At 37.7% G+C, this 21,078-nt stretch carries 22 protein-coding genes; 17 read left to right on the top strand and 5 right to left on the bottom strand.

What is annotated here, in order from left to right:
* The first annotated feature begins 522 nt into the window (after window positions 1–522).
* From Q5076_RS16105 to Q5076_RS16030, 16 genes are all read left to right on the top strand, one after another.
* Window positions 523–912, top strand: a complete 390-nt coding sequence (locus tag Q5076_RS16105; protein ID WP_303014650.1) for a WbuC family cupin fold metalloprotein — start codon at window positions 523–525, stop codon at window positions 910–912.
* Between the two features lie 24 nt (window positions 913–936).
* Window positions 937–1,911 carry an SDR family oxidoreductase gene (locus Q5076_RS16100; RefSeq protein WP_303014648.1) on the top strand — a complete coding sequence of 325 codons (975 nt, stop codon included), beginning with the start codon at window positions 937–939 and terminating at the stop codon, window positions 1,909–1,911.
* Between the two features lie 37 nt (window positions 1,912–1,948).
* On the top strand, window positions 1,949–3,217 hold the full coding sequence (locus Q5076_RS16095) for a nucleotide sugar dehydrogenase (protein WP_303014646.1): 1,269 nt from the start codon (window positions 1,949–1,951) through the stop codon (window positions 3,215–3,217).
* A 525-nt stretch (window positions 3,218–3,742) separates the two neighbouring features.
* Window positions 3,743–5,191, top strand: coding sequence for a lipopolysaccharide biosynthesis protein (locus Q5076_RS16090; protein WP_303014642.1), 1,449 nt, complete (start codon window positions 3,743–3,745; stop codon window positions 5,189–5,191).
* A 186-nt stretch (window positions 5,192–5,377) separates the two neighbouring features.
* A complete protein-coding gene (locus tag Q5076_RS16085) occupies window positions 5,378–6,421 on the top strand; it encodes an O-antigen ligase family protein (protein ID WP_303014640.1) in 1,044 nt (347 codons plus the stop codon).
* Complete coding sequence (locus tag Q5076_RS16080; protein ID WP_303014638.1) at window positions 6,418–7,575, top strand: ATP-grasp domain-containing protein; 1,158 nt, start codon at window positions 6,418–6,420, stop codon at window positions 7,573–7,575. The genes Q5076_RS16085 and Q5076_RS16080 overlap by 4 nt, the downstream gene beginning before the upstream one ends.
* A gap of 4 nt (window positions 7,576–7,579) precedes the next feature.
* Complete coding sequence (locus Q5076_RS16075) at window positions 7,580–8,710, top strand: hypothetical protein (RefSeq protein WP_303014635.1); 1,131 nt, start codon at window positions 7,580–7,582, stop codon at window positions 8,708–8,710.
* Entirely contained in the window at window positions 8,707–9,723 is a 1,017-nt protein-coding gene (locus tag Q5076_RS16070) for a RimK family alpha-L-glutamate ligase (protein WP_303014633.1), read from the top strand. The genes Q5076_RS16075 and Q5076_RS16070 overlap by 4 nt, the downstream gene beginning before the upstream one ends.
* A 4-nt stretch (window positions 9,724–9,727) precedes the next feature.
* Window positions 9,728–10,861 carry a glycosyltransferase gene (locus Q5076_RS16065; protein WP_303014631.1) on the top strand — a complete coding sequence of 378 codons (1,134 nt, stop codon included), beginning with the start codon at window positions 9,728–9,730 and terminating at the stop codon, window positions 10,859–10,861.
* The gene (locus Q5076_RS16060) at window positions 10,858–11,373 is read left to right on the top strand and encodes a DapH/DapD/GlmU-related protein (RefSeq protein ID WP_303014630.1); all 516 of its coding nucleotides are present in this window, start codon (window positions 10,858–10,860) and stop codon (window positions 11,371–11,373) included. Before Q5076_RS16065 ends, Q5076_RS16060 begins: the two co-directional genes overlap by 4 nt.
* Before the next feature lie 29 nt (window positions 11,374–11,402).
* On the top strand, window positions 11,403–12,476 hold the full coding sequence (locus Q5076_RS16055; protein WP_303014629.1) for a glycosyltransferase family 4 protein: 1,074 nt from the start codon (window positions 11,403–11,405) through the stop codon (window positions 12,474–12,476).
* Entirely contained in the window at window positions 12,473–12,994 is a 522-nt protein-coding gene (locus Q5076_RS16050; protein ID WP_303014628.1) for a DapH/DapD/GlmU-related protein, read from the top strand. The genes Q5076_RS16055 and Q5076_RS16050 overlap by 4 nt, the downstream gene beginning before the upstream one ends.
* Complete coding sequence (locus tag Q5076_RS16045; protein ID WP_303014627.1) at window positions 12,991–14,019, top strand: glycosyltransferase family 4 protein; 1,029 nt, start codon at window positions 12,991–12,993, stop codon at window positions 14,017–14,019. Before Q5076_RS16050 ends, Q5076_RS16045 begins: the two co-directional genes overlap by 4 nt.
* A 182-nt stretch (window positions 14,020–14,201) precedes the next feature.
* A complete protein-coding gene (locus Q5076_RS16040) occupies window positions 14,202–15,203 on the top strand; it encodes a glycosyltransferase family 2 protein (RefSeq protein WP_303014626.1) in 1,002 nt (333 codons plus the stop codon).
* 224 nt (window positions 15,204–15,427) lie between these two features.
* Entirely contained in the window at window positions 15,428–16,717 is a 1,290-nt protein-coding gene (locus Q5076_RS16035) for a DegT/DnrJ/EryC1/StrS aminotransferase family protein (RefSeq protein ID WP_303014625.1), read from the top strand.
* Window positions 16,710–17,306: a sugar transferase gene (locus Q5076_RS16030; RefSeq protein ID WP_303014623.1), complete on the top strand. Its 597-nt coding sequence runs from the start codon at window positions 16,710–16,712 to the stop codon at window positions 17,304–17,306. Before Q5076_RS16035 ends, Q5076_RS16030 begins: the two co-directional genes overlap by 8 nt.
* Window positions 17,307–17,804: 498 nt before the next feature.
* On the opposite strand, the gene Q5076_RS16025 is transcribed toward Q5076_RS16030, so the two are convergent.
* From Q5076_RS16025 to Q5076_RS16010, 4 genes are all read right to left on the bottom strand, one after another.
* On the bottom strand, window positions 17,805–18,218 hold the full coding sequence (locus Q5076_RS16025) for an N-acetylmuramoyl-L-alanine amidase (RefSeq protein WP_303014622.1): 414 nt from the start codon (window positions 18,216–18,218) through the stop codon (window positions 17,805–17,807).
* A gap of 4 nt (window positions 18,219–18,222) precedes the next feature.
* On the bottom strand, window positions 18,223–18,330 hold the full coding sequence (locus Q5076_RS16020; RefSeq protein WP_303014621.1) for a smalltalk protein: 108 nt from the start codon (window positions 18,328–18,330) through the stop codon (window positions 18,223–18,225).
* 20 nt (window positions 18,331–18,350) lie between these two features.
* Complete coding sequence (locus tag Q5076_RS16015) at window positions 18,351–18,476, bottom strand: hypothetical protein (RefSeq protein ID WP_303014620.1); 126 nt, start codon at window positions 18,474–18,476, stop codon at window positions 18,351–18,353.
* 111 nt (window positions 18,477–18,587) lie between these two features.
* Window positions 18,588–19,088 carry a DNA-binding protein gene (locus Q5076_RS16010; protein WP_303014619.1) on the bottom strand — a complete coding sequence of 167 codons (501 nt, stop codon included), beginning with the start codon at window positions 19,086–19,088 and terminating at the stop codon, window positions 18,588–18,590.
* A gap of 219 nt (window positions 19,089–19,307) precedes the next feature.
* Between Q5076_RS16010 and Q5076_RS16005 the strand changes: the two genes are divergently transcribed.
* A complete protein-coding gene (locus tag Q5076_RS16005) occupies window positions 19,308–19,526 on the top strand; it encodes a DUF4248 domain-containing protein (RefSeq protein ID WP_303014618.1) in 219 nt (72 codons plus the stop codon).
* A 161-nt stretch (window positions 19,527–19,687) separates the two neighbouring features.
* Here Q5076_RS16005 and Q5076_RS16000 read toward each other — a convergent pair.
* Window positions 19,688–21,078, bottom strand: a 1,391-nt coding sequence (locus Q5076_RS16000; protein ID WP_303014617.1) for a YfjI family protein, incomplete at its 5' end; no start/stop codon positions are given.

The raw sequence follows: 21,078 nt of genomic DNA, 5'->3' as shown, positions 1-21,078 counted from the left end.
GGAAATACGGTTATTACTACGGTTACGGTAAATACGGTAAATACTATGGTTATGGTAAACGTTACGGCTATGGTTACGGTTATGGAGAGAATCATAGAAGTAAAGAATAAACTTTAAGTAGTAAGCGTTCAATTTTGACGCAGAATCTTTCCGATACTACTGTAACCAAAACTTGTAAAATTTACGTATAGCAATAATAATTTCGAAAGGGTGTGTTGAAGTATTTACTATCTTAAACTTCTAAATGTTTGTATTAAAGACATGTTAGAAATGATATATAATGTTCATTTATCAAAGTGCAAATAAAGAAGTAAATAGGAAATATGAAGATATAGAAGTGAGGTTGTCATTGGATAAATGTATAATATCGAGTTAGAAATAATCACCCGCAAATATTTTCAAAAGTTCAAAGCATAGCAATTATACAAAAAGGTATTAGCCCTATTATGTTTGGAGCTATGTACAAAGGAAGCAATATACACATTATAATAGAGAAAATATATAATGTTTGACAAATAGTAGATGAAGCTTGACAAAAAACTTTTTGACCAAATCGCTAAGCAAGCGGTTAAAAGTTCACGCTTACGTATGCATTATGACTTGCGTGATTCAGAGACAGAAAACGGTCAACGGATGTTGAATGTCTTACTCCCTGGTACCAAGTCAGCCATTCATAGGCACGTAGATACTTCTGAAGTCGTAGTTTGTATTTTCGGTTCGGCTATTGAGCGATTTTATGACAACGAAGGTAAAGAAGTGGAAATGGTAGTGATGAAAGCAGGAAGTGATATCCCCGGTGTATGGATAGAACAAGGTCGATATCATTCGTTGGAGGCTACAGATGAAATGGGAGTTATATTTGAGGCGAAAGCACATAAATACAATCCGCTTGCAACTGAACAAAAACTATAGAATTCGTAAAATCATAATATAATTATGGCATACAAACATTTAAAATTTTCCGAGAACTCTTTGTTCTTGGTGACTGGTGCTGCCGGATTCATTGGTAGTAACCTTTGTGAAGCAATCCTCGATATGGGTTATCGGGTACGTGCACTCGATGACCTTTCTACAGGAAAGCAGAAAAATGTGGATATGTTTCTTGATAATCCTAATTATGAGTTTGTCAAGGGAGATATCAAAAATCTAGACACCTGCATGCAGGCATGTGAAGGTGTTGATTATGTTCTTAATCAGGCAGCTTGGGGCTCTGTTCCCCGTTCTATCGAGATGCCGCTTTTCTATTCGCTCAACAACATTCAGGGGACACTGAACATGCTGGAAGCTTCACGTCAGAAAGGTGTGAAAAAATTTGTCTATGCTTCTTCAAGTTCAGTATACGGTGATGAACCTAACCTTCCAAAGAAAGAAGGTATTGAAGGTAATCTCCTTTCCCCGTATGCAGTGAGCAAACGTTGTGATGAGGAATGGGCAAAACAATACACTCGTCATTATGGACTGGACACATATGGTATGCGCTATTTCAATGTGTTCGGTCGTCGTCAAGACCCAGACGGGGCATATGCAGCAGTAATACCAAAGTTCATCAAGCAGTTAATCAATGGTCAGAAGTGTCGTATCAATGGTGATGGCAAACAGTCGCGTGACTTTACATACATTGAAAATGTTATTGAAGCAAATCTTAAAGCGTGCCTTGCTCCTCACGAAGCAGCAGGTCAGGTATTCAACATTGCTTTTGGCGGTCGTGAGTTCCTGATTGACATCTACTATGATTTGACCAAAGCTCTTGGTGTAGATATAGAACCAGAATTTGGTCCAGACCGTGCAGGCGATATCAAGCATTCGAATGCTGATATTACAAAAGCAAAAGAACTTCTGGGTTACGACCCGGAGTGGAGCTTCCAAAAAGGAATAGCTACCGCTATTGATTGGTATAAAAACAATTTGTAAAACGAATAGAACTGAACTTTTTATTAGAATCGAAACGATGAAAGAAACAAAAATCTGTGTGATAGGCCTTGGTTACGTTGGCCTTCCGCTTGCCCGTCTTTTTTCAACGAGGTATAAGACCGTGGGTTTTGACATGAATGCCAAGCGTTGCGAGGCTTTGATGGCAGGTCATGACGCAACTCTTGAAGTGAACGATGAACTTCTTCAGGATGCAATCAACAATCATGGTCTAGTTTGTACATCCGACATGGATGCAATCCGTGACTGTAATTTCTATGTAGTTGCTGTTCCTACTCCTGTTGACGAGAATAACAATCCCGACTTGACACCGCTTTATGGAGCTTCAACTACTGTCGGTAAGGTCATCAGCAAAGGTGACGTTGTCGTTTACGAATCAACTGTTTATCCTGGTGTAACAGAAGATGAATGTATCCCAGTTGTAGAGAAAGTAAGTGGTATGAAAATGAACGTGGATTTTTTTGCTGGTTATTCTCCAGAGCGTATCAATCCAGGTGATAAGCAGCATACCGTTGAGCATATCAAGAAAGTAACTTCGGGATCAACCTTAGAAATCGGTAAGTATGTAAATGAGGTGTATGCTTCTGTCATTACTGCTGGTACCCATCTCGCTCCGACAATCAAAGTGGCAGAGGCAGCCAAAGTTATTGAGAACTCGCAACGTGACATCAACATCGCTTTTGTTAATGAACTTTCTCACATCTTCACCAAGATGGGTATTGATACGCTTGATGTGTTGGAAGCAGCTGGTACAAAATGGAATTTTCTTCCTTTTCGTCCGGGTTTGGTCGGCGGTCATTGCATCGGTGTCGACCCCTACTATTTAGCACAGTGTGCACAGCGTCATGGACATAACCCAGAGATTATCCTTGCAGGTCGTCGTATGAATGATGGCATGAGTGAGTATGTAGCTACAGAGACTGTGAAACACATGCTGAAGAAAGGTATTCAGGTACTTAACTCCGAAATTTTAATTCTTGGTTTCACATTTAAGGAAAACTGTCCTGATGTCCGCAACACCAAAGTAATTGACATCTATCGTACTCTCAAAGAGTATAATGTAAACGTAACAGTTTATGATCCATGGGCGAATCCAACCATTACCAAGCATGAATATGGTATTGATGTTGTCAATGAGCTTCCTAATCAGATGTTTGATGCCGCTATTGCAGCTGTAGCTCATAAAAAATTTGAAGGTCTTGACATACCTTCCCTTTTGAAGGAAAAGCATGTTATTTTTGATGTGAAGTGCACACTGCCCCGTGACATTATTGATGCACGTTTGTAATGAATAAGGTGAGCCGTTGTACAGGTAGTTCTTTTATGGGATGTGGTTCAATACCACCAACGGCTACATATAAGGATGAAATCGCAACGTATAGTATTGAATGGTAATGATTATAGGGGTATATTGTAGCATATATCATTTTTATGTTTAGCAAAGAATATCTAACAGTATTGGAATATTCTTCCTTTGTAGGAAAGTTATTACGAGTTATTGGTATGAAATTATGTACATAATATATAGCGGAATAGGATTATTTGCGCTTTATTTTGCTGTTAATTACTTTCTTAAACGTTTTCCTGATTGGAAATACCCAATATGGCTTACTTATCTCAACTCCTTATGCTTTGGAATTTACATTTATCAACAATTTGTGCTGAAGTTTATATACTATTCAACGCCACTTCCACTATTGACAGGTACCTATGCTTTACCATGGGTAGGATGCGTTGTAACAATAATAGCTTCTATTATCCTTGCAGGGTTGACGAATAAAATGAAATTAGGAAAGTATCTCATAAGTTAGGTATGTCTGATTTAAATGCCAAAGTGGCGAATGCCACAAAGTGGTCTGCTTTTGCTGAAATTATAGGAAAATTAATAGGGCCGATAACTACAATGGTGTTAGCTCGTGTGCTGACTCCGGAAGCTTTTGGTGTAGTCACGACTCTTACAATGATTATTGCATTTGCAGAAATATTTACTGATGCAGGTTTTCAGCGATACATTATCCAGCATGAATTTGTTGATGATGATGACAGGGATAAATCTACTAATGTCGCATTTTGGTCGAATTTTACAATGAGTTTTTTGTTATGGGGAGTAATAGCAATCTTTTCCGAACCATTGGCAAAACTTGTAGGGAACCCAGGACTTGGAATAGTATTAGTTGTGGCTTGCTCGGCAATTCCACTTGAAGCATTTTCCAGTATTCAGATGGCAGTATTCCGACGCTCTTTGGATTTTAAATCTCTTTTTTACCGTCGTTTGGTTGCCGTTGTCATCCCTCTATTTATCACAGTTCCATTAGCACTATGGTTGCGTTCCTATTGGGCATTGGTGTTTGGAACTATAGCGGTAAACTTGTCGAATGCAATTATTTTGACCATACAATCGCCATGGAGACCTCAATTGTATTATAGTTTTTCACGATTGAAAGACATGCTCTCGTTCAGTGTCTGGTCCATGTTTGATGCCGTACTGATCTGGGCTACCAGTTATATAGAGATATTCTTTATAGGTTGTATGCTGAGTTCATATTATTTGGGCATATATAAAACATCCATGACAACGGTAGTACAGTTTACTTCCATAATAACATCTGCAATATTACCAGTTGTCATGCCCGCATTGTCGAGAACCCAGCATGACTATTCTGCAATGCGACAAATGCTACTTAAAATACAGAAATATTTGGGAATGTTATTACTGCCCATAGGTTTTGGTATTTTTATGTTTAGTCAATTTATAACGGATGTACTTTTGGGAAGCCAATGGCAGGAAGCTGTCCCTTTTATCGGGATATGGGGATTGATGGAGGTTGTAACCGTAGTATTTCAAAGAATTTGCAGCAATATATTTCCTGCTATTGGCAAGCCTAGAATTTCTGTGACTGTGCAATTACTGCATTTGGTTGTACTCATTCCCGCTGTGTACATTTCAATTGGATACGGTTTTTCGGTTTTGTTTTACACACGAGCTTTTGTAAGATTGGAGGGGGTTGTAGTAAGTATGATATTTGCGTATTATGCAATAAGGTTATCTGCCGTTTCAATGATTCGTAATTTGATACCAGAGTTTTTTGCGTGTATAGTTATGAGTATATTGGCAAGTTACTTACTTACCATTAGTAACAATATGATAGTATCACTTTGTTGGATTATATTATGTGCTTGTACCTATTGTAGCATATTGTATCTTATACCTCAAGAACGTTTGTTATTGATAGAGCTGAAAAAGAAGATATTGAAACATTAAGATTGTTTACTTGTAGATGATAAGAGATTTTAATCTAAGTGGGAAAAGAATGATATGTTTTTAAGAAAGTATCTGAATTCATGTAATATATACATTTTCTTGTGGCTGGTAGGCTATTTACAGAATATATATTTGAATAATAGCGTATTGTCTCTTGTTTTCTACATACCGCTAACATTGATGACAATGTACTACATTGCTCAAGTGATGACGAAGTATAGAGTAAAAGGTGTAGTAAAGGTCTTGTTACTGTTTTTTTTTGTTTTATGTGTATATGGTGTAGGTTTGTTGATACTTAAAGATGCTGTAGGGCAAGATCCAAAATCATTTCTAATGATGCTATTTTCATCCCTAGGACCAATCTTCCCTTTTTATGTTTTTGCTCGACAAGGAAAGTTGTCTGAGAAAAAATTGAAGATATCTTTCTCAATATTCTTAATTGTTGCAATTATGGAATATTTTGCCTATGAGCAGAAAGCTCTATTACTTTTGGCATTGAATAGTTCTTATGGTGAAGTAACAAACAATTCCACATATTATTTTGTGGCGTTATTTCCATTTGTGTTTCTTTTTAATAAAAGGCCAGTATTACAATATATTTTTATTGCCTGTATTTTCGGGTTTGTTTTGTCTGGTATGAAAAGAGGGGCAATATTAGTAAGTACGCTACTTTTAATATGGTTTGTTTTTAGAACAATGAAAAATGCCACATGGAAAAAGAAATTTTTGATCACATGTATATTGGTTGTATTTGTGTTGGTAGGAGTTGTATTTGTCGAAAATCTATATAATACAAGTGACTATTTTCAACGAAGGGTTGAAGATACTTTTGAAGGCCAGTCTAGCGGGCGTAGTAGATTATATGCTACCTATTGGAATCATTATATCAACAACGACAATCTATTTCAGTTGCTGTTTGGAGAAGGTGCTTATCATACGGAAAATATATTACATTATAAGGCTCATAATGATTGGTTAGAATTATTAATTGATTGTGGATTATTCGGAACAATTCTTTACAGTTTATATTGGTGCAAATATATTAAAATGTGGTTAAGGAATCGGTCGAAGCCTATTATGTATTCCATAATAGGAGCATGCTTTATTTTCACTTTCATAAGGACTTTTTTTTCAATGTCTTTTAGCGATATGCCTTTTTCAATGTGTATGATTATGGGATATTGTTTTGGGACAATTAACAAAACATATCAATTAGAACACAAAATATGAAAATTTTTGTTTTTGGCGGAGACCACCATAATACAATAGGTGTAATACGTTGTATTGCAGAAGCAAATCCTCGAGTAGAGATATATGCAATAGTTAGAGTAAAACGGGAAAATAGTATAACTCTAAAATGTAGATACATAACAAAAGTTTATGCTGTTTCTACACAACAAGAAGGTTTGGACATTCTGCTGAAAGAGCGTTCTGATAAAGAGAAACATGTGCTGATTTGCTGTAGTGATGGTTCGGCAGAAATTATAGATAAACATCTCAATGAGTTACTTCCCTATTATTACCTTCAAAATGCAAAAGAAAAAACTGGGCGAATTATCCATTATATGGATAAGGGAAACATCTCTGATTTAGCAGAAAGATGCGGGTTTACGATACCAGTTTCTTATGTAATGAACGTAGAGGATGAAATTCCTGTAGATTTGCCTTATCCGTGTTTAACGAAACCGCTTGTACCAATTGGAGGACATAAAAGTGATATTATAACTTGCCAAGATAAAGCAGCTTTAGAAAAGGCTTTGGATACAATACGAGAAGATGGTTGTACAGATATTCAGATTCAGCAATATATAGATAAAGAATATGAGTTGAGCATAGTTGGATGTTCATTAAATGGAGGTGACAAACTTGTGCTTCCTGGCATAATACGGAAAATACGTGAGTATCCTGTAAAGAGGGGGTCAAGTTCATTTGCTGTGATGTTACCGTGGTCTGATTACAAATTCAACTTGAAACCAGTTTATAAGATAATGCAAGAATTAGGGTATACAGGTCTGTTTAGTATAGAATTTTTGCATAGCAAAGGAAAAGATTATTTTCTTGAGGTCAATTTACGGAATGATGGGAATGGAGCTGTTTCAAGTGCAGGAGGAATTAATCTTCCAGATATGTTGGTAAAATCATTTCTTGGAGAAGGTTATAATTGGGAAAATGAAAATATTGAATGTCCGATCTATTTTATGAGAGATGAATTTGATTATGTTCATGTGTTGGAACATCGCTTGTCTTTATCAGAGTGGATTAAAGATTTTAAACGAACAAATTTTTTCCTTTTATATGACAAAAAAGATAAAGGGCCATTTAACAAACGGCGTATGTTTATAATCAAGAATGTAGTCAAACATGTTATCGGTCGGAAAAAATAGGATTATGAAATTATTGAACTTATTTGATAATATAGGTAATCGCATTTATGATAAGTGTTGTTCTCATATATATAACAAGTTAGATAAATGTACCACTCGGCATATAGTTGTAATTGAGTCTGATGATTGGGGAAGTATTCGTGTTCCTTCTAAGAAAGTTTGGAATGCATTAATGTCAGAAGGATATGCTATGGATACTCGCCCTTATGAGCGTTATGATTGCTTGGAAAGTGATGAAGATGTTGAGGCTTTAACAGAAGTACTATTGAAGTATAAGGATTTTATGGGTAACCATCCTATATTTACATTAAATTATTTATCTGCCAATCCTGATTTTAAACAAATAAAGAAAGATTCTTATAAGAAATATTCTTTCGTTACAATAGAAGATACCTATCAGGAAAGCATATCTTCATCAAACGTGCTAAATCTAATTAGAAATGGCATTAATGAAGGAATCTTCAAACCACAATGTCATGGACGAGAACATTTCAATGTTTTGGAATGGTTAGCTGCTTTGCAGCATGGAGATAAAGATGTTCTTATCGCTTTTCAATATGGCATGTGTGGTATATTTCCCAAGAGTAATCCTATAAGGGGAAATAAATATATGGTTGCATTAAAGTCTGTAGATAAAAAGAGTCAGCAATACGTTTGTGACATAGTAGCTCAATCGTTAGAAATGTTCAATAACGTGTGGGGATACCGTTCACGAACATTTATAGCACCTTGTTATACATGGAATGATAAAATTGAAAAAGTTTTACGGGATAATGGAGTGGAGTTATTGCAAAGTGGTCGTATAAAGCGTTCGTCCGATGGCTCTTCTAAAACATATGTATATGCAGGAAAAAAGAAGAATGGCATTATTTATGGAGTTAGAAATTGTTCGTTTGAACCAGCAACAAACCAGAATTATTCTACCAAAACATTAATGAATGAAATAGACCATGCTTTTCGCAAAAATCATATTGCAGTCATTTCTTCTCATCGAATAAATTATGTCGGTGGAATAGATAGTAAAAACAGGATAAAGAATCTTAGGTTACTTGACGAGTTCTTGTCAACTTTGTTGATGAAATATCAGGATGTGGAATTTATGTCAAGTGATAAATTAGTTGAAGTATTAAAATGAAAGTAGCTATTCATAATCGTCCTGGCAGTTTCAGTGATAAATGGATTGAATACTGCAAGAGTAAGGGTATTGACTATAAAATCGTAAATGCATACGATAATGACATAGTCGAGCAAGTGAAGGATTGTAATGTTTTTATGTGGCATCATCATCATGCAGAGTATAGAGATTACTTGTTCGCCAAACAGTTACTGTATTCATTGCAGATGGCTGGACTTAAAGTATTCCCGAATTTTAATACGGGTTGGTATTTTGACGACAAAGTAGGGCAAAAATACCTCCTTGAATCAATCGGTGCCCCCATGGTTAAATCCTTTGTTTTCTATACAAAGGAAGAAGTACTGAGATGGATAGAAAGTACAACATTTCCAAAAGTTTTCAAACTGCGTGGAGGGGCAGGTAGTCATAACGTAATGTTAGCATATAATAAAGGTAAAGCTATTAAATATGTAAATAGAGCTTTTGGAAAAGGGTTTTCTCAAAAAAACTTGCGTCATTTGCTTTCTGATGACATACGAAAGTACAATGCTGGAAAAGTTTCTTTATTTTATGTACTTAAAGATGTTGTAGCCTTTTATTTGAAATCGGATTCATACCGTAAAATGCATAGTAGGGAGAAAGGATATGCTTATTTTCAAGATTTTGTACCGGATAATACATTTGATATTCGTGTTTGTGTAATAGGTAATAAAGCTTTTGCTATAAAACGCATGGTTAGAGAGCATGATTTTCGTGCTTCAGGTAGTGGAAACATCATTTATGCAAAAGAAGAAATAGATGAAAGATGTGTAAAGATAGCGTTTGAAGTAAGCAGACGATTGCAACTTCAATGTGTAGGTATGGATTTTGTGTTCGATAAAAATCATACCCCTTTAATTGTAGAAATGGGATATGGTTTTACTGCTGCATGTTATGCACAATGTGAAGGATTCTGGACTTCAGATATGAAATGGCATGAAGGTAAGGATTTTGATTTTTGTGGTTGGATGATAGAGAATTTAATAAATGCATGACAAGATGAAGATACTTTTCTATGGTGCTTTGTCGTGTGGTGGAGCTGAGCATCAGATGGTGATTGTTGCCAAACAATTATCAGAAAAAGGATTTGAGGTATTATTCGTAACACAAGATAAAAATGGATTTTATAGTGAGGAGCTTAAAAACTCCAGTGTTAAGATAATAGAGATTCCTCAAAAAACAATAGTTTCAAAATTAAAGCTTACCATTCCTTATTGTGCATTATATCTGTTCCGACTTGTAAAGAAAGAGAATATAAATGTAGGTATTTCATTTTTAGGGGAAAATAATTTTGCAAACTGCATAGTAGCTATGTTAATGCGTGGAAAATACAAGGTCATCACAGGACTTCGGAATGCACGGGAAAGTTTGTTGCTATCAAGGCGCGAGTTATTCTATACACAATTCGAGCGTTATGCATCAGTCAAAGTCTGTAATTCTGATAATGCAAAGAAAATGTATGCAAAGCATTTTCCAAGGTTTGCAAATCAGTTGACAACTATTTACAATATTGTCAACCTTCCGCAGATTTCTTCTAGTTATTCAATTAGGAAAAATGGGAAAGTACACTTTATTGTTCCTGCTTCTTATCGTGAGGTGAAAAATCCATTTGGTCTTTTGGAGGCATTGAAAAATATGTCAAAAAATGAACTTGAACTATTTGACATCACTTGGTATGGAGAAACTTACAAAGGTACACTTCCTTATTATGTAAAATTGAAGAAAGAAATAGAGCAACAGAACTTACAGGATGTGTTTATCTTGAAAGATGCTACAATGGATATTGCTAACAGAATGAATGAAGCAGATGTGGTGGCTTTGTTCAGTTCGTCTGAAGGATTGCCGAATGCAATTTGTGAGGGTATGATGTTAGGTAAACCCATAGTTATGACAAAGGTGTCTGATTATAATGTATTGGTAGGAGAAAAGAATGGTTACCTATGCAATTGGGACAATATTCAAAGTATAAAAGATGCTATTCTCAAGATAGTAATGTCAAAAGATGATTTATTTATAGACATGGGCGCTTTATCACGAAGCAAAGCTATGCATTTGTTTTCAGAAGAAGGAAATGTTATTAAATGGATCAATGTGATAAAACATGTTGTAAATGTAAATAATAAGCAGTTATGATAGGAAAATTGAAGACATTATATTGGAGGTTTTTTAAGTCACCAGAAAAACAGGCAAAACATCTTGGTGTTAGAATTGGAAAGAATTGCTTGATTGATACAAGGGGGTGGTCAACAGAACCATATTTAATTACAATTGGTAATAATGTGCAAGTGACAAAAAATGTCTGTTTCCATACACATGGAGGAGGTAATTGTATCCGCAAAATATGTCCGGATTTTGATGTGTTTGGAAAGATAGAAGTGAAAGATTGGGCATATATCGGAGCTGGTTCGCAAATTATGCCGGGTGTAACTATTGGCGAAGGCGCTTTAGTGGCTGCGGGTTCGATTGTTACAAAATCGGTACCCGATCATATGGTTGTAGGAGGAAATCCTGCACAGATTATTTGCTCTACAGAAGATTACTTGAAAAAGAATATGCAGTTCAATATAGGTTCCAAAGGGATGTCGACAACTAAAAAGAGAGAACTGTTACTAAGCCTTCCAGATACGTCTTTTGTAAAGAAATAGAACGAATAACAATTTCGTATGTCAATTGTATGAAACAAAACGAACGAGTATTACTGATTACGGAAAATCTTGGATCTGGTGGAGCTGAGAGACAACTTACATTGTTGGCTGTTTTATTGAAAAGTCGGGGGTATGATGTAAAGGTTCTTACTTATGGCGAAGTTCTATTCTATTTGCCGTATTTACAGGCAAATAATGTGGAGCATATATTCTTGAAGCAAGCAAGGAATAAATGGATCAGAGTATTCAGTTTTGTCAAGGCTTTCCACAAATATAAACCCACTGCAATCATTTCTTTCTTACCGTCAACAAACATGGCCTGTTGTTTGGCAAGATTATTCTATAAAGCAAAGTTTATTGTTTCTGAACGTTCACATACCATAAAGTCAGCTAAGTCGATGTTTATGTTAAAATTGTATAAGCTGGCAGATTTGGTTGTAACCAATTCATATTCAGAAGCTGAGAATCTTGCAGGTTTAGCGCCGGGGTTATCAAACAAGTTGAGGACTATTGTAAACGCTGTAGACAATGAGAAATTCAGACCAGCTTTAACTCTTTCTGATAATAATCCCAAGAGAATCATTTGTGTTGGACGTGTCATCCCCTACAAGAATATTCTCAATTTTATTGAAGCTATAAATATCGTGCGAAATGAAGGCTTGAGTTTTCAAGTAGATTGGTTTGGAAAACAATATGATAAAGTGTATGTCCAGAAAGTATTGGATAAAATAAAAGATTTAGATTGTGGTGATATATTCAGTTTACATGAACCGAGTGAGGTCATTCAAAAAGAATACCAACAGTCTGACATCTTTTGTCTACCGTCATATTTAGAAGGATATCCAAATGTTATAGTAGAGGCTATGAGCTGCGGACTTCCAGTTATATGCAGTAATATTTGTGACAATTCTCATATAGTGAAAGATAAGGAAAACGGATTTCTTTTTAATCCGAATGATGTGTCATCTATTGTGATAGCATTGAAAAAAATCCTGCAACTTGAAGTTTCTGAATTACACAGTATCGGTCAGAAAAATCGAGATAAAGTCATAAAAGAAAATTCTGAAGAAAACTTTGTAAGAAAATATATAGACTTGCTATGAAGAATATACTATTACTGTTGTATTATGGTTTTGTTCAACATCTTCCGGCAACCGATAATTCGATGTCTATTTTTAGAATTATCAGACGATTGAGAGGCTCGGTTGGAAGGGGGATTTTGGAGAAATGTGGCAAGAATGTGAATATAGAGAAAGGTGCTAATTTCGGAACAGGGGGTGGTATATCCATTGGTAATAATTCAGGTTTGGGGATTAACTGTAAAGTTCGCGGTCCGTTGGAGATTGGCAATAATGTGATGATGGGACCAGATGTGATGATTTTAACATCTAATCATAAACATGACAGGCTAGATGTGCCTATGAACCAACAAGGATTCCTTGCTCCGCAAAAAGTGATGATTGGAAATGATGTTTGGATTGGTGCAAGAGTGATGATACTTCCTGGTGTGAGAATAGGCGACGGAGTAATAATCGGTGCAGGTGCAATAGTAACAAAGGATGTTCCGGATTATGCTATTGTAGGTGGTGTACCGGCTAAAATATTAAAATATAGGAAATGAGAATATATGTATTGGGGGCTTTTGGCTTTAGGACAACATTATATGATGGGCAAACAATAAAAACACGTAATTTACTTGAGTTGCTGAAAGGACATGGGGTTGATGTTGACTATTATGATACTCAAGAATTTAAATATAACCGATGGTCGATTTTTGCCATGTTTGCTAGAATCTTGCGATGTGATAAGTTATTTTATTTGCCTGCGCACAATAATTTGCGATTTATTTTTCCTATTATATTTATTATATCAAAATTGTGTAGGGTTGACATCCATTATTTTGTTGTTGGAGGATGGCTTCAGGAATTTATAGAAAAAAAGCCGTTGATAAAATACTTTTTATCTCAGATAAAAGGAATACATAGTGAAACTGCTTTAATGAAGAATGGACTTGAGAAAAACTATGGATTTAAAAATGTTGATATATTCCCAAATTTTAGAATCAATAATTTTGTTCCAACAATAAATCACGAAGAGGGAAAATTGAAAGTCGTATTTATGGCGAGAATTCTTAAACAGAAAGGGTTGGATACAATATTTGCTATGGGAAAGCTCATAGAAAAAAATAACTTGACAGATAAAATAAGTGTTGATTTCTATGGACCATTAGCAGAAACAAGCGAAGATAAGAACTTTTTTGAAGAGAATATTGCAAAGTTTGAGTTTATGAATTATCATGGGCCTATTCCCCCAGAAGATATTTATTCGACATTAGAGAATTATGATGTGATGATTCTGCCAACGCATTTCTATACAGAAGGGCTTCCCGGTTCTATATTGGATGCCTACATCTCTGGCATACCTGTGATTGTAACAAGATGGAAGCATGCAACAGAATTTGTTGATGATGGAAAGTGTGGATTTATAATTCCATTTGATGATAATGGAAATGTTTTATATGGAAAGGTCTGTTATCTGTTTGACAATCCTTACAGATTATCTGAAATGAAAAAATCGGCAAGAAATAGGTGGCATGAATTTTCTTCAGAATATGCATGGAAATTAATGATGACGTATTTGAATTAGAAGATATGATTAAACAAATGAAAATATGACCATTGCCTAAAGATATAGGAACTGTAGTTATTTTAAAAGCTTAATGTGAAAACTGGTAATCCCCATAAGATGTTCACACAGTATTATTTCTATTAAATTTAATGTCTGTGTATTGGCAAGGGAGATAAAGTAATAACGATAAAAATTCAATCATGCTATCTGTAATTTGTCCGATATATAATGAAGAAAAATATATAGCAAAGTGTATCGACTCCATTCTTGAACAGGATTACCCTAAAGATGATTTAGAAATCTTGTTCGTAGATGGAATGAGTACAGATCGAACAAGGGAAATAGTAAAAAGATATATAGAGAAATATTCGTTCATCCGCTTGTTTGACAATCCAAAGAAAATTGTGCCACCTGCATTGAATATAGCAATTAGAGCGTCAAAAGGAAATGTAATAATACGGTTGGATGCACATGCTTTTTATCCTCAAAATTATTTCTCTTTGTTGGTTAAGAAATTGAATGAGCTTCAAGCTGATAATGTTGGAGGGGTCTGTCGGACATTACCAATAAACAATACTCCCAAGTGTGTGGCTATTGCAAAAGCTTTAAGCAGTAGTTTTGGTATGGGAAACTCTTATTTTAGAATAGGTGTCGAAAAGGAGATGCAAGTGGATACGGTTCCATTTGGTTGTTTTAGGAGATATATTTTTGATAAAATTGGGATGTTTGATGAGGAGCTTATTAGAAATCAGGATGATGAATTTAATGGTCGCATAATCAAAAATGGTGGTAAAATATTTCTTATTCCCTCTTTGGTAATAGACTATTTTGCTCGTGACAAGATACAAAAAGTGTGGAAAATGTTTTATCAATATGGATTATTCAAACCATTGGTGAATAAAAAATTGGGAAGCCCTGCAAGTGTAAGGCAATTTTTTCCATTGGTCTTTGTTGTGGGGTTGATACTTGGAATGCTTATTTGTTGGATTCATCCTATCTTAGTATGGTTATATTTTGGATGTATAGCTCTTTATTTGTTGTTAGCTATTGTTTTTGCTAGTAAAGACTCGAATAGCGTAAAAGTTGTATTTTGGATAATTATCTCTTACATTACGGTTCATGTAGGATACGGTTATGGATATTTAAGAGGTATCTTCAAACTCTTGTTTCATCAAAATTTCGTAGTAAAAGCAAATCGTTAGAACCTGCTTGTCTAGTAATAAATCTTAATCAATCTTATGGCTTTAAGATTGTTATAAGAATCATTTTCATGTAGAGATGATAGTCGGATTTAGTGATGGAATGATTCAATTGGCAGTTAATTTGTAAAATAAGAAAACAATATTTCTTCGAAGATTTCATTCTGCGAGATTTTCTATCATACTCAGAATTCAAAAAAATCAATCAACTAAAATACATACATATTATGACAATGAAATTGCGTAATGTGCCTTTTTCTCCGCCAGACATGACGGAAGCAGAGGCTAATGAAGTAAGAGATGCTATACTCTCTGGTTGGATAACAACTGGACCACGTACCAAGAAATTGGAAAAAGAAATAGCCGAGTTCATAGGCGTAGAGAAAGCAGTATGTTTGAACTCGCAGACAGCATGTGCTGAGATGGCTCTTCATTTGTTGGGAGTGGGTGAGGGTGACGAGGTGATTGTTCCAGCTTATACTTATACGGCAAGCGCATCAGTGGTTAAGCATGTTGGAGCAACACTTGTGTTTGTTGATGTGCAGAAAGATTGTCTTGAAATGGATTATGAGGCAGTTGAAGCTGCTATCACAGAACGTACTAAAGTTATTATGCCTGTTGACTTGGCTGGTATTCCTTGCGACTACGGGCGGTTGTTTACAATCGTTGAGAATAAGAAAATATTCTTTACTCCAAAGACGGATTTGCAGAAAAAAATGGGTCGCATAGCTATATGTTGCGATGCCGCTCATGCATTCGGTGCTTCACGTAAGGGTAAGATGGTCGGTTCAATCGCAGATTTCTCATCTTTCTCTTTCCATGCTGTGAAAAACTTTACCACGGCAGAAGGGGGAGCTTTGGCTTGGAACCTGCCATTTGGCAATGAAGTGGTTGTGAGAGAACTTGACCGGAATGCGGATAATATCTTTAGCGGTGTGCCAGTGATTGAGGGAGAAACTTGGAATGAGAATCTTTATCGCAAAGCGCAATTGCTCAGTCTGCATGGACAGAACAAAGACGCATTGGCAAAAACAAAGCTCGGTGCTTGGGAATATGACATTATCGGCACTTGGTACAAATGTAACATGACTGATGTCGTAGCTGCTATCGGATTGGTACAAATACAACGTTATAAAAGTATGCTTGAACGCCGCCGTAAGATAATAGAACGTTATGACGAAGCTTTCAAGGACTTGAATGTGGCTGTTTTGAATCATTATGATGAAGAGCGTACTTCTTCTGGACACCTTTATCTGGTTCGTTTGTTGGGCAAAACTCGTGAAGAGACAAATAAAGTAATTGAACAGATGGCTGAAAGAGGAATTGCTACCAATGTCCATTATAAACCGCTGCCTATGATGACAGCATACAAGGCTTTAGGTTTCGATATCAAGGATTATCCGAATGCGTATGCTGCATTTGAGAACGAATTGACTTTGCCGCTCAATACTTGCATGACAGACGAGGATGTAGACTATGTAATTGCTAATTTTATCGACATCGTAAAGAATGCTTAAACGGTTGTTTGATATCGTAGCATCGGGTTGCGGACTCATTATCCTTAGCCCTTTGCTTGTAATTGTGGCTATCTGGATAAAGCTGGATAGTAAAGGTCCCGTGTTTTATCGGCAGGTACGTGTCGGAAAGAACAACAGAGACTTCCGTATCTTCAAATTTCGTTCTATGCGGGTCGGAGCTGATAAAGGGAGTTTAGTCACTATTGGTGGACGTGACCCCCGCATAACAAAATCGGGTTATTTTATCCGTAAGTATAAGCTTGATGAGCTTCCTCAGTTGATTAATGTATTTATGGGTGATATGAGTTTAGTGGGGCCTCGTCCTGAAGTACGACACTATGTCGATTACTGGACACCTGAACAAATGCATGTCTTAGATGTCCGTCCGGGTATTACTGACCCAGCCAGTATCAAATTCCGCAATGAAAATGAACTGATGGAAAAGGCGGAAGACCCAGAGAATTATTACATCAATGTGATTATGCAGGAGAAAATCAAGCTCTATCTGGAATATGTGCAGAATGTTTCATTCTGGTTTGATATTAAACTTATCTTTCAAACCTTTAAAGTCATTGTTACAGAAAGGTAATTGTAGAAAAATCAAGCCTGAAAGACTAATTTCCCGGATATAGGAAGGCTATGGCTGGTGGGATTATGGAGGAGAGTTGATTGAATTGTAAGAGGACATGTTAATATGCAAATATAGAGGAGTGCTCGAACTTATCCTTCAATGGAATGCCATTAAAAGTTCTGGAAGAAAATTTATGGAAAGGATATTTTCATGGATTGAGAGTCCTAGAGGATGAGTAAGATTAGTAAAGGCTATATTGTCAGAAACATGGAGCTTATAAAATAAAGATGGAAGAAGTTGTCTCAGACTAGTGAAATATCCTTACTGATAGTTTGTAAACTGTAACATAAAAATCCCTCCTATTGCAGCCTTCGTTCATCATAATGTAAGGCAAAAATAGGGGGGATTTTCTTTTTGAAATTTCGGTCTATAAGTCCTTTGAAGTTTCAATCTGTAGAATTTTCAACTTTCAATTCTTATTTTTTAAGATAACCTCTTTTTCTGCATGTATATTGTCTACACCAACCTATACTCCCTCACACAATCAAAGCACGGACACCCCTTCATCGGATTCAAATCATGATGCCCCACAATCAACGCTTTCGGAAACCGAGCTCTTAACTCCCTCAATAAAGCAAGCAAAGCTCCCCGTTGTTCCAGAGTGCGTGTATCCTTCGGCTTTCCTTCTGCATTCAGCCCGCCTTCGTAACAAATCCCTATTGAATGAGCGTTATGATTCCGGCAGTGTGCCCCTACCGCTTCAATCGGACGTCCGGGATGAATCTCTCCGTCGCGAGTGATATAGAAGTGATAACCGATGTCACGGAAACCTCGATGGTGGATGTGGTCCAGTCGGCAGGCTTCCGCCGAAAGAGATTTCCCTTCCGGCGTGGCGCTGCAATGAATGATGAACAATGTGATAGTCCTCATAAGCCTACATGCAACTCTGTACTCCAAGCAGACCACCGATGGCGGTGGCAACGGTGATGATTACTTTGATAATGAAGCTCCATACGGAGCGGGACGATGAAGAATTACTCATAAAGTTTGATTTAAAATGAATTAATAATCGTTTCCTTTCACCACGGAATGTGCAGAGCCGTGCAGGCAGATAATAAGCTGTCGTAAAGAATATCCGGTTATCCGTAAACAGCGGTAATCCTTGCCTTTTACCGGGTTTTCAGCCATTCTTGAGGCTTTCTGCCATCCGCCGGTTTCCCCGCCATCCGCTTGACACCCAGCTTTCCATTTTGAGACCCTATTTCCCGTTCTGACGCCCTGCCTTCCGTGGCATGCCTTTTAAGCAGCCGGGTCGGGAGCTTCCCCGCCTTCATCCGGATTGCCCGGAACCGGGTCAGGCTTGTTACCCGCATCCGGACCGTTGCCGCCGGAACCGGCAGGCTTCTGATACTCCGCCTGCTGCTTCAACTGGCTGTCTAGTTTCAGATTATTAGTCGACAGATTACCGGTGGCACGTGCTTTCAGGCGCATACCGGTGATATTCTTCTCCAATGAAAAATTCTCCAGCAGGTCTGCCGCCTTGCTGCGGATGCCTACCCCGAAAATAGCCAGGTCGTCGATTTTCACGCTTTTCCCGTCAAGCAACAATTCCTTGATGCAATCTACCATGTCCGAAAGCACGCCTTTGATGACACCACCGGAATACGGTGAATTGTGCTTCGACATGTGTTCGGCAAGCTTTGCCAAATCAATCGTCTCGTCGCTTACCGCACGGGCGAACCACTTGCCCGCATTCAGACCTTTCTTCTGCTGGTTCTGATAAATTTTGTAACGAATCATAAAACAATAAATTGAAGGGTTAAACATATTGTCCGGGGCTTCTTTTCCCTTTCGACGATACAAAAATAATACTCCGGATTTCCCAGAAATCAGCTTTGCACGGTTGTGTATGGTAGCGGTCGGTTATTTGTCATAATAGTCGGTTATTCAATGTAAAAACGTTGGTTATATGGTCTTTCTTTGTTATTTTTGTAACAGTAAATCAGAAATATATCCATCATGAGCGAATTTAAAATACGTGCTTACGGGCGCATGGAACTGGCGCAACTTTATTCTCCGCATCTGACTGACATTGCTGCCTATCGAAAGATGAAGAAATGGATTTCTTTGTGTCCCGGCCTTCTGCAACGCCTGTATGATTTGGGCTACGAGTCAAAGCGCCGTTCGTTCACACCGTTAGAAGTGAGAGTGATTGTGGATGCCTTGGGAGAGCCTTAAATAGAGCGGCGCTTTAGACACCGTAAAGCGCCATTTACGGATATATAAAGCACCGCTTTATGATGTCTAAAGTATCGTTTTACACTTCCTAAAGCGATGCTTTACGCAGGAAAAGCAGATGTGGTAGTCAAAGCAGGTACAGTAGGTACACTTTTTCCGGTTCACTCATACACACACGCACGCGCATACAACCCTTTACCGTCCATATTGACTAATTTTCCGTGTTTAGTGAGTCGTTTCAGCCAAGTGAGGGCTGTGTTTTCCTTAATTCCCATAACAACAGCCTCTTCCAGTAATTGTGTGCGGGTAAATTCCTTACCCAGTTTCTGGAAGAGATAGTCACGATCGGCATTAGGACGATGGTTGATTTCTGTATTGGGGAGGAACGATAGAATGTGCGTGGCATGGCAGTAGAGAGGTTCCGCAAGACTAAGCACAGCATGAAAGTCTTCCTGTGAAATGCATACATCCCAGCGGGTGATGATGCCATCCTTGCGGTTGTCCGCAGGAATCTCCTTGTCCGGTGTGAAAGGAGAGGAGGGAGAGGCCTTGAAGTTGTAGGGTTGAGGGCTTTCAAGGGCACGCAAGACGGCTGTTTCCGACATGATTCTACATAGATTGACAGCCAGACGTGCCACAAAACTATACATTTCCCTTCCATTAGCTACACTGGAGCGTTCGAACAAAACGGAAAAGACGGTGTCGAATTCTTCTTTTTGTTCATCCGTGAGTTGCAGGGTATGAATGCCGTGCATTTTTATCACGTTCAACTTTTCTTTCCATTCCAGTCCCATAACGGTGAATATCTCCTCCCAATCTATCTCGTTGTCTATAAACTGGCTGATCCATTTACTGATTCCGCACATATAATAATACAATTGACGGGAGTATGAACCGTCTTCTGTCGTCGGAATGAAGGTTTGCACTTGCGACGGCGTACCCGAAATCAGAACGGAAAGGTAACTTTTCTTCACTTCCCGGTATTCCTGGTCGGTGCGGCGGTTGTAGGACAAGCGGTCGTGGTCGAACGCTTTGCGCAGGGTGTCGCTCCAATGACCGTGTTCTGATCCGATAGCGGTGGAAAGAGTGTCTGCTTCCGCTTCGCAGATAAGTCCGGTTCCGTCGGAGTCCATGATATTTTGCAGGATACCCGTACCGGTGTTGTTGCCCGAAATGAGGAACATCCTGTTAGGGGGCATTTGTGGAGCCTCCTTTTTGGTTCGCTCTTTCCCCATTGCATCGTACTCGGCTTTCGCTTTTTTGTATGCTTTCATCTGTGTGGTCACTTCTTTGCGAATCTCGTCGTGGATAGGCTCCACGAGCAAGCGGATGTAAGAAAGAATACCTTTGCCGGAAGCCGAAGGAGCTACAACGAAACATTGGAGGCTGGGGTGGTGGTATTTGCCGCCATACAGGCATCGTACGTGGCGCGACATACAAGCACCTAAAGCAGTGAGCGCTCCCAATAGCATGATGTCATGTTGTATTGGGTTGCTCCCGGCTTTGATGATACGTTGCAGGAATTCCGGCCAGTCGTTTTCCGGAAAAGTGG

The sequence above is a fragment of the uncultured Bacteroides sp. genome (assembly GCF_958445495.1).
Lineage (GTDB): Bacteria > Bacteroidota > Bacteroidia > Bacteroidales > Bacteroidaceae > Bacteroides.
This window is presented reverse-complemented; position numbering and strand designations above follow the sequence as displayed.

Excerpts from the sequence above, each read along its gene's own strand:
- Q5076_RS16105 (WP_303014650.1), top strand. The coding sequence starts at position 523 with ATGAAGCTTGACAAAAAACTTTTTGACCAAATCGCTAAGCAAGCGGTT.
- Q5076_RS16100 (WP_303014648.1), top strand. The coding sequence starts at position 937 with ATGGCATACAAACATTTAAAATTTTCCGAGAACTCTTTGTTCTTGGTG.
- Q5076_RS16095 (WP_303014646.1), top strand. The coding sequence starts at position 1,949 with ATGAAAGAAACAAAAATCTGTGTGATAGGCCTTGGTTACGTTGGCCTT.
- Q5076_RS16090 (WP_303014642.1), top strand. The coding sequence starts at position 3,743 with ATGTCTGATTTAAATGCCAAAGTGGCGAATGCCACAAAGTGGTCTGCT.
- Q5076_RS16085 (WP_303014640.1), top strand. The coding sequence starts at position 5,378 with ATGTACTACATTGCTCAAGTGATGACGAAGTATAGAGTAAAAGGTGTA.
- Q5076_RS16080 (WP_303014638.1), top strand. The coding sequence starts at position 6,418 with ATGAAAATTTTTGTTTTTGGCGGAGACCACCATAATACAATAGGTGTA.
- Q5076_RS16075 (WP_303014635.1), top strand. The coding sequence starts at position 7,580 with ATGAAATTATTGAACTTATTTGATAATATAGGTAATCGCATTTATGAT.
- Q5076_RS16070 (WP_303014633.1), top strand. The coding sequence starts at position 8,707 with ATGAAAGTAGCTATTCATAATCGTCCTGGCAGTTTCAGTGATAAATGG.
- Q5076_RS16065 (WP_303014631.1), top strand. The coding sequence starts at position 9,728 with ATGAAGATACTTTTCTATGGTGCTTTGTCGTGTGGTGGAGCTGAGCAT.
- Q5076_RS16060 (WP_303014630.1), top strand. The coding sequence starts at position 10,858 with ATGATAGGAAAATTGAAGACATTATATTGGAGGTTTTTTAAGTCACCA.
- Q5076_RS16055 (WP_303014629.1), top strand. The coding sequence starts at position 11,403 with ATGAAACAAAACGAACGAGTATTACTGATTACGGAAAATCTTGGATCT.
- Q5076_RS16050 (WP_303014628.1), top strand. The coding sequence starts at position 12,473 with ATGAAGAATATACTATTACTGTTGTATTATGGTTTTGTTCAACATCTT.
- Q5076_RS16045 (WP_303014627.1), top strand. The coding sequence starts at position 12,991 with ATGAGAATATATGTATTGGGGGCTTTTGGCTTTAGGACAACATTATAT.
- Q5076_RS16040 (WP_303014626.1), top strand. The coding sequence starts at position 14,202 with ATGCTATCTGTAATTTGTCCGATATATAATGAAGAAAAATATATAGCA.
- Q5076_RS16035 (WP_303014625.1), top strand. The coding sequence starts at position 15,428 with ATGACAATGAAATTGCGTAATGTGCCTTTTTCTCCGCCAGACATGACG.
- Q5076_RS16030 (WP_303014623.1), top strand. The coding sequence starts at position 16,710 with ATGCTTAAACGGTTGTTTGATATCGTAGCATCGGGTTGCGGACTCATT.
- Q5076_RS16025 (WP_303014622.1), bottom strand. The coding sequence starts at position 18,218 with ATGAGGACTATCACATTGTTCATCATTCATTGCAGCGCCACGCCGGAA.
- Q5076_RS16020 (WP_303014621.1), bottom strand. The coding sequence starts at position 18,330 with ATGAGTAATTCTTCATCGTCCCGCTCCGTATGGAGCTTCATTATCAAA.
- Q5076_RS16015 (WP_303014620.1), bottom strand. The coding sequence starts at position 18,476 with ATGGCTGAAAACCCGGTAAAAGGCAAGGATTACCGCTGTTTACGGATA.
- Q5076_RS16010 (WP_303014619.1), bottom strand. The coding sequence starts at position 19,088 with ATGATTCGTTACAAAATTTATCAGAACCAGCAGAAGAAAGGTCTGAAT.
- Q5076_RS16005 (WP_303014618.1), top strand. The coding sequence starts at position 19,308 with ATGAGCGAATTTAAAATACGTGCTTACGGGCGCATGGAACTGGCGCAA.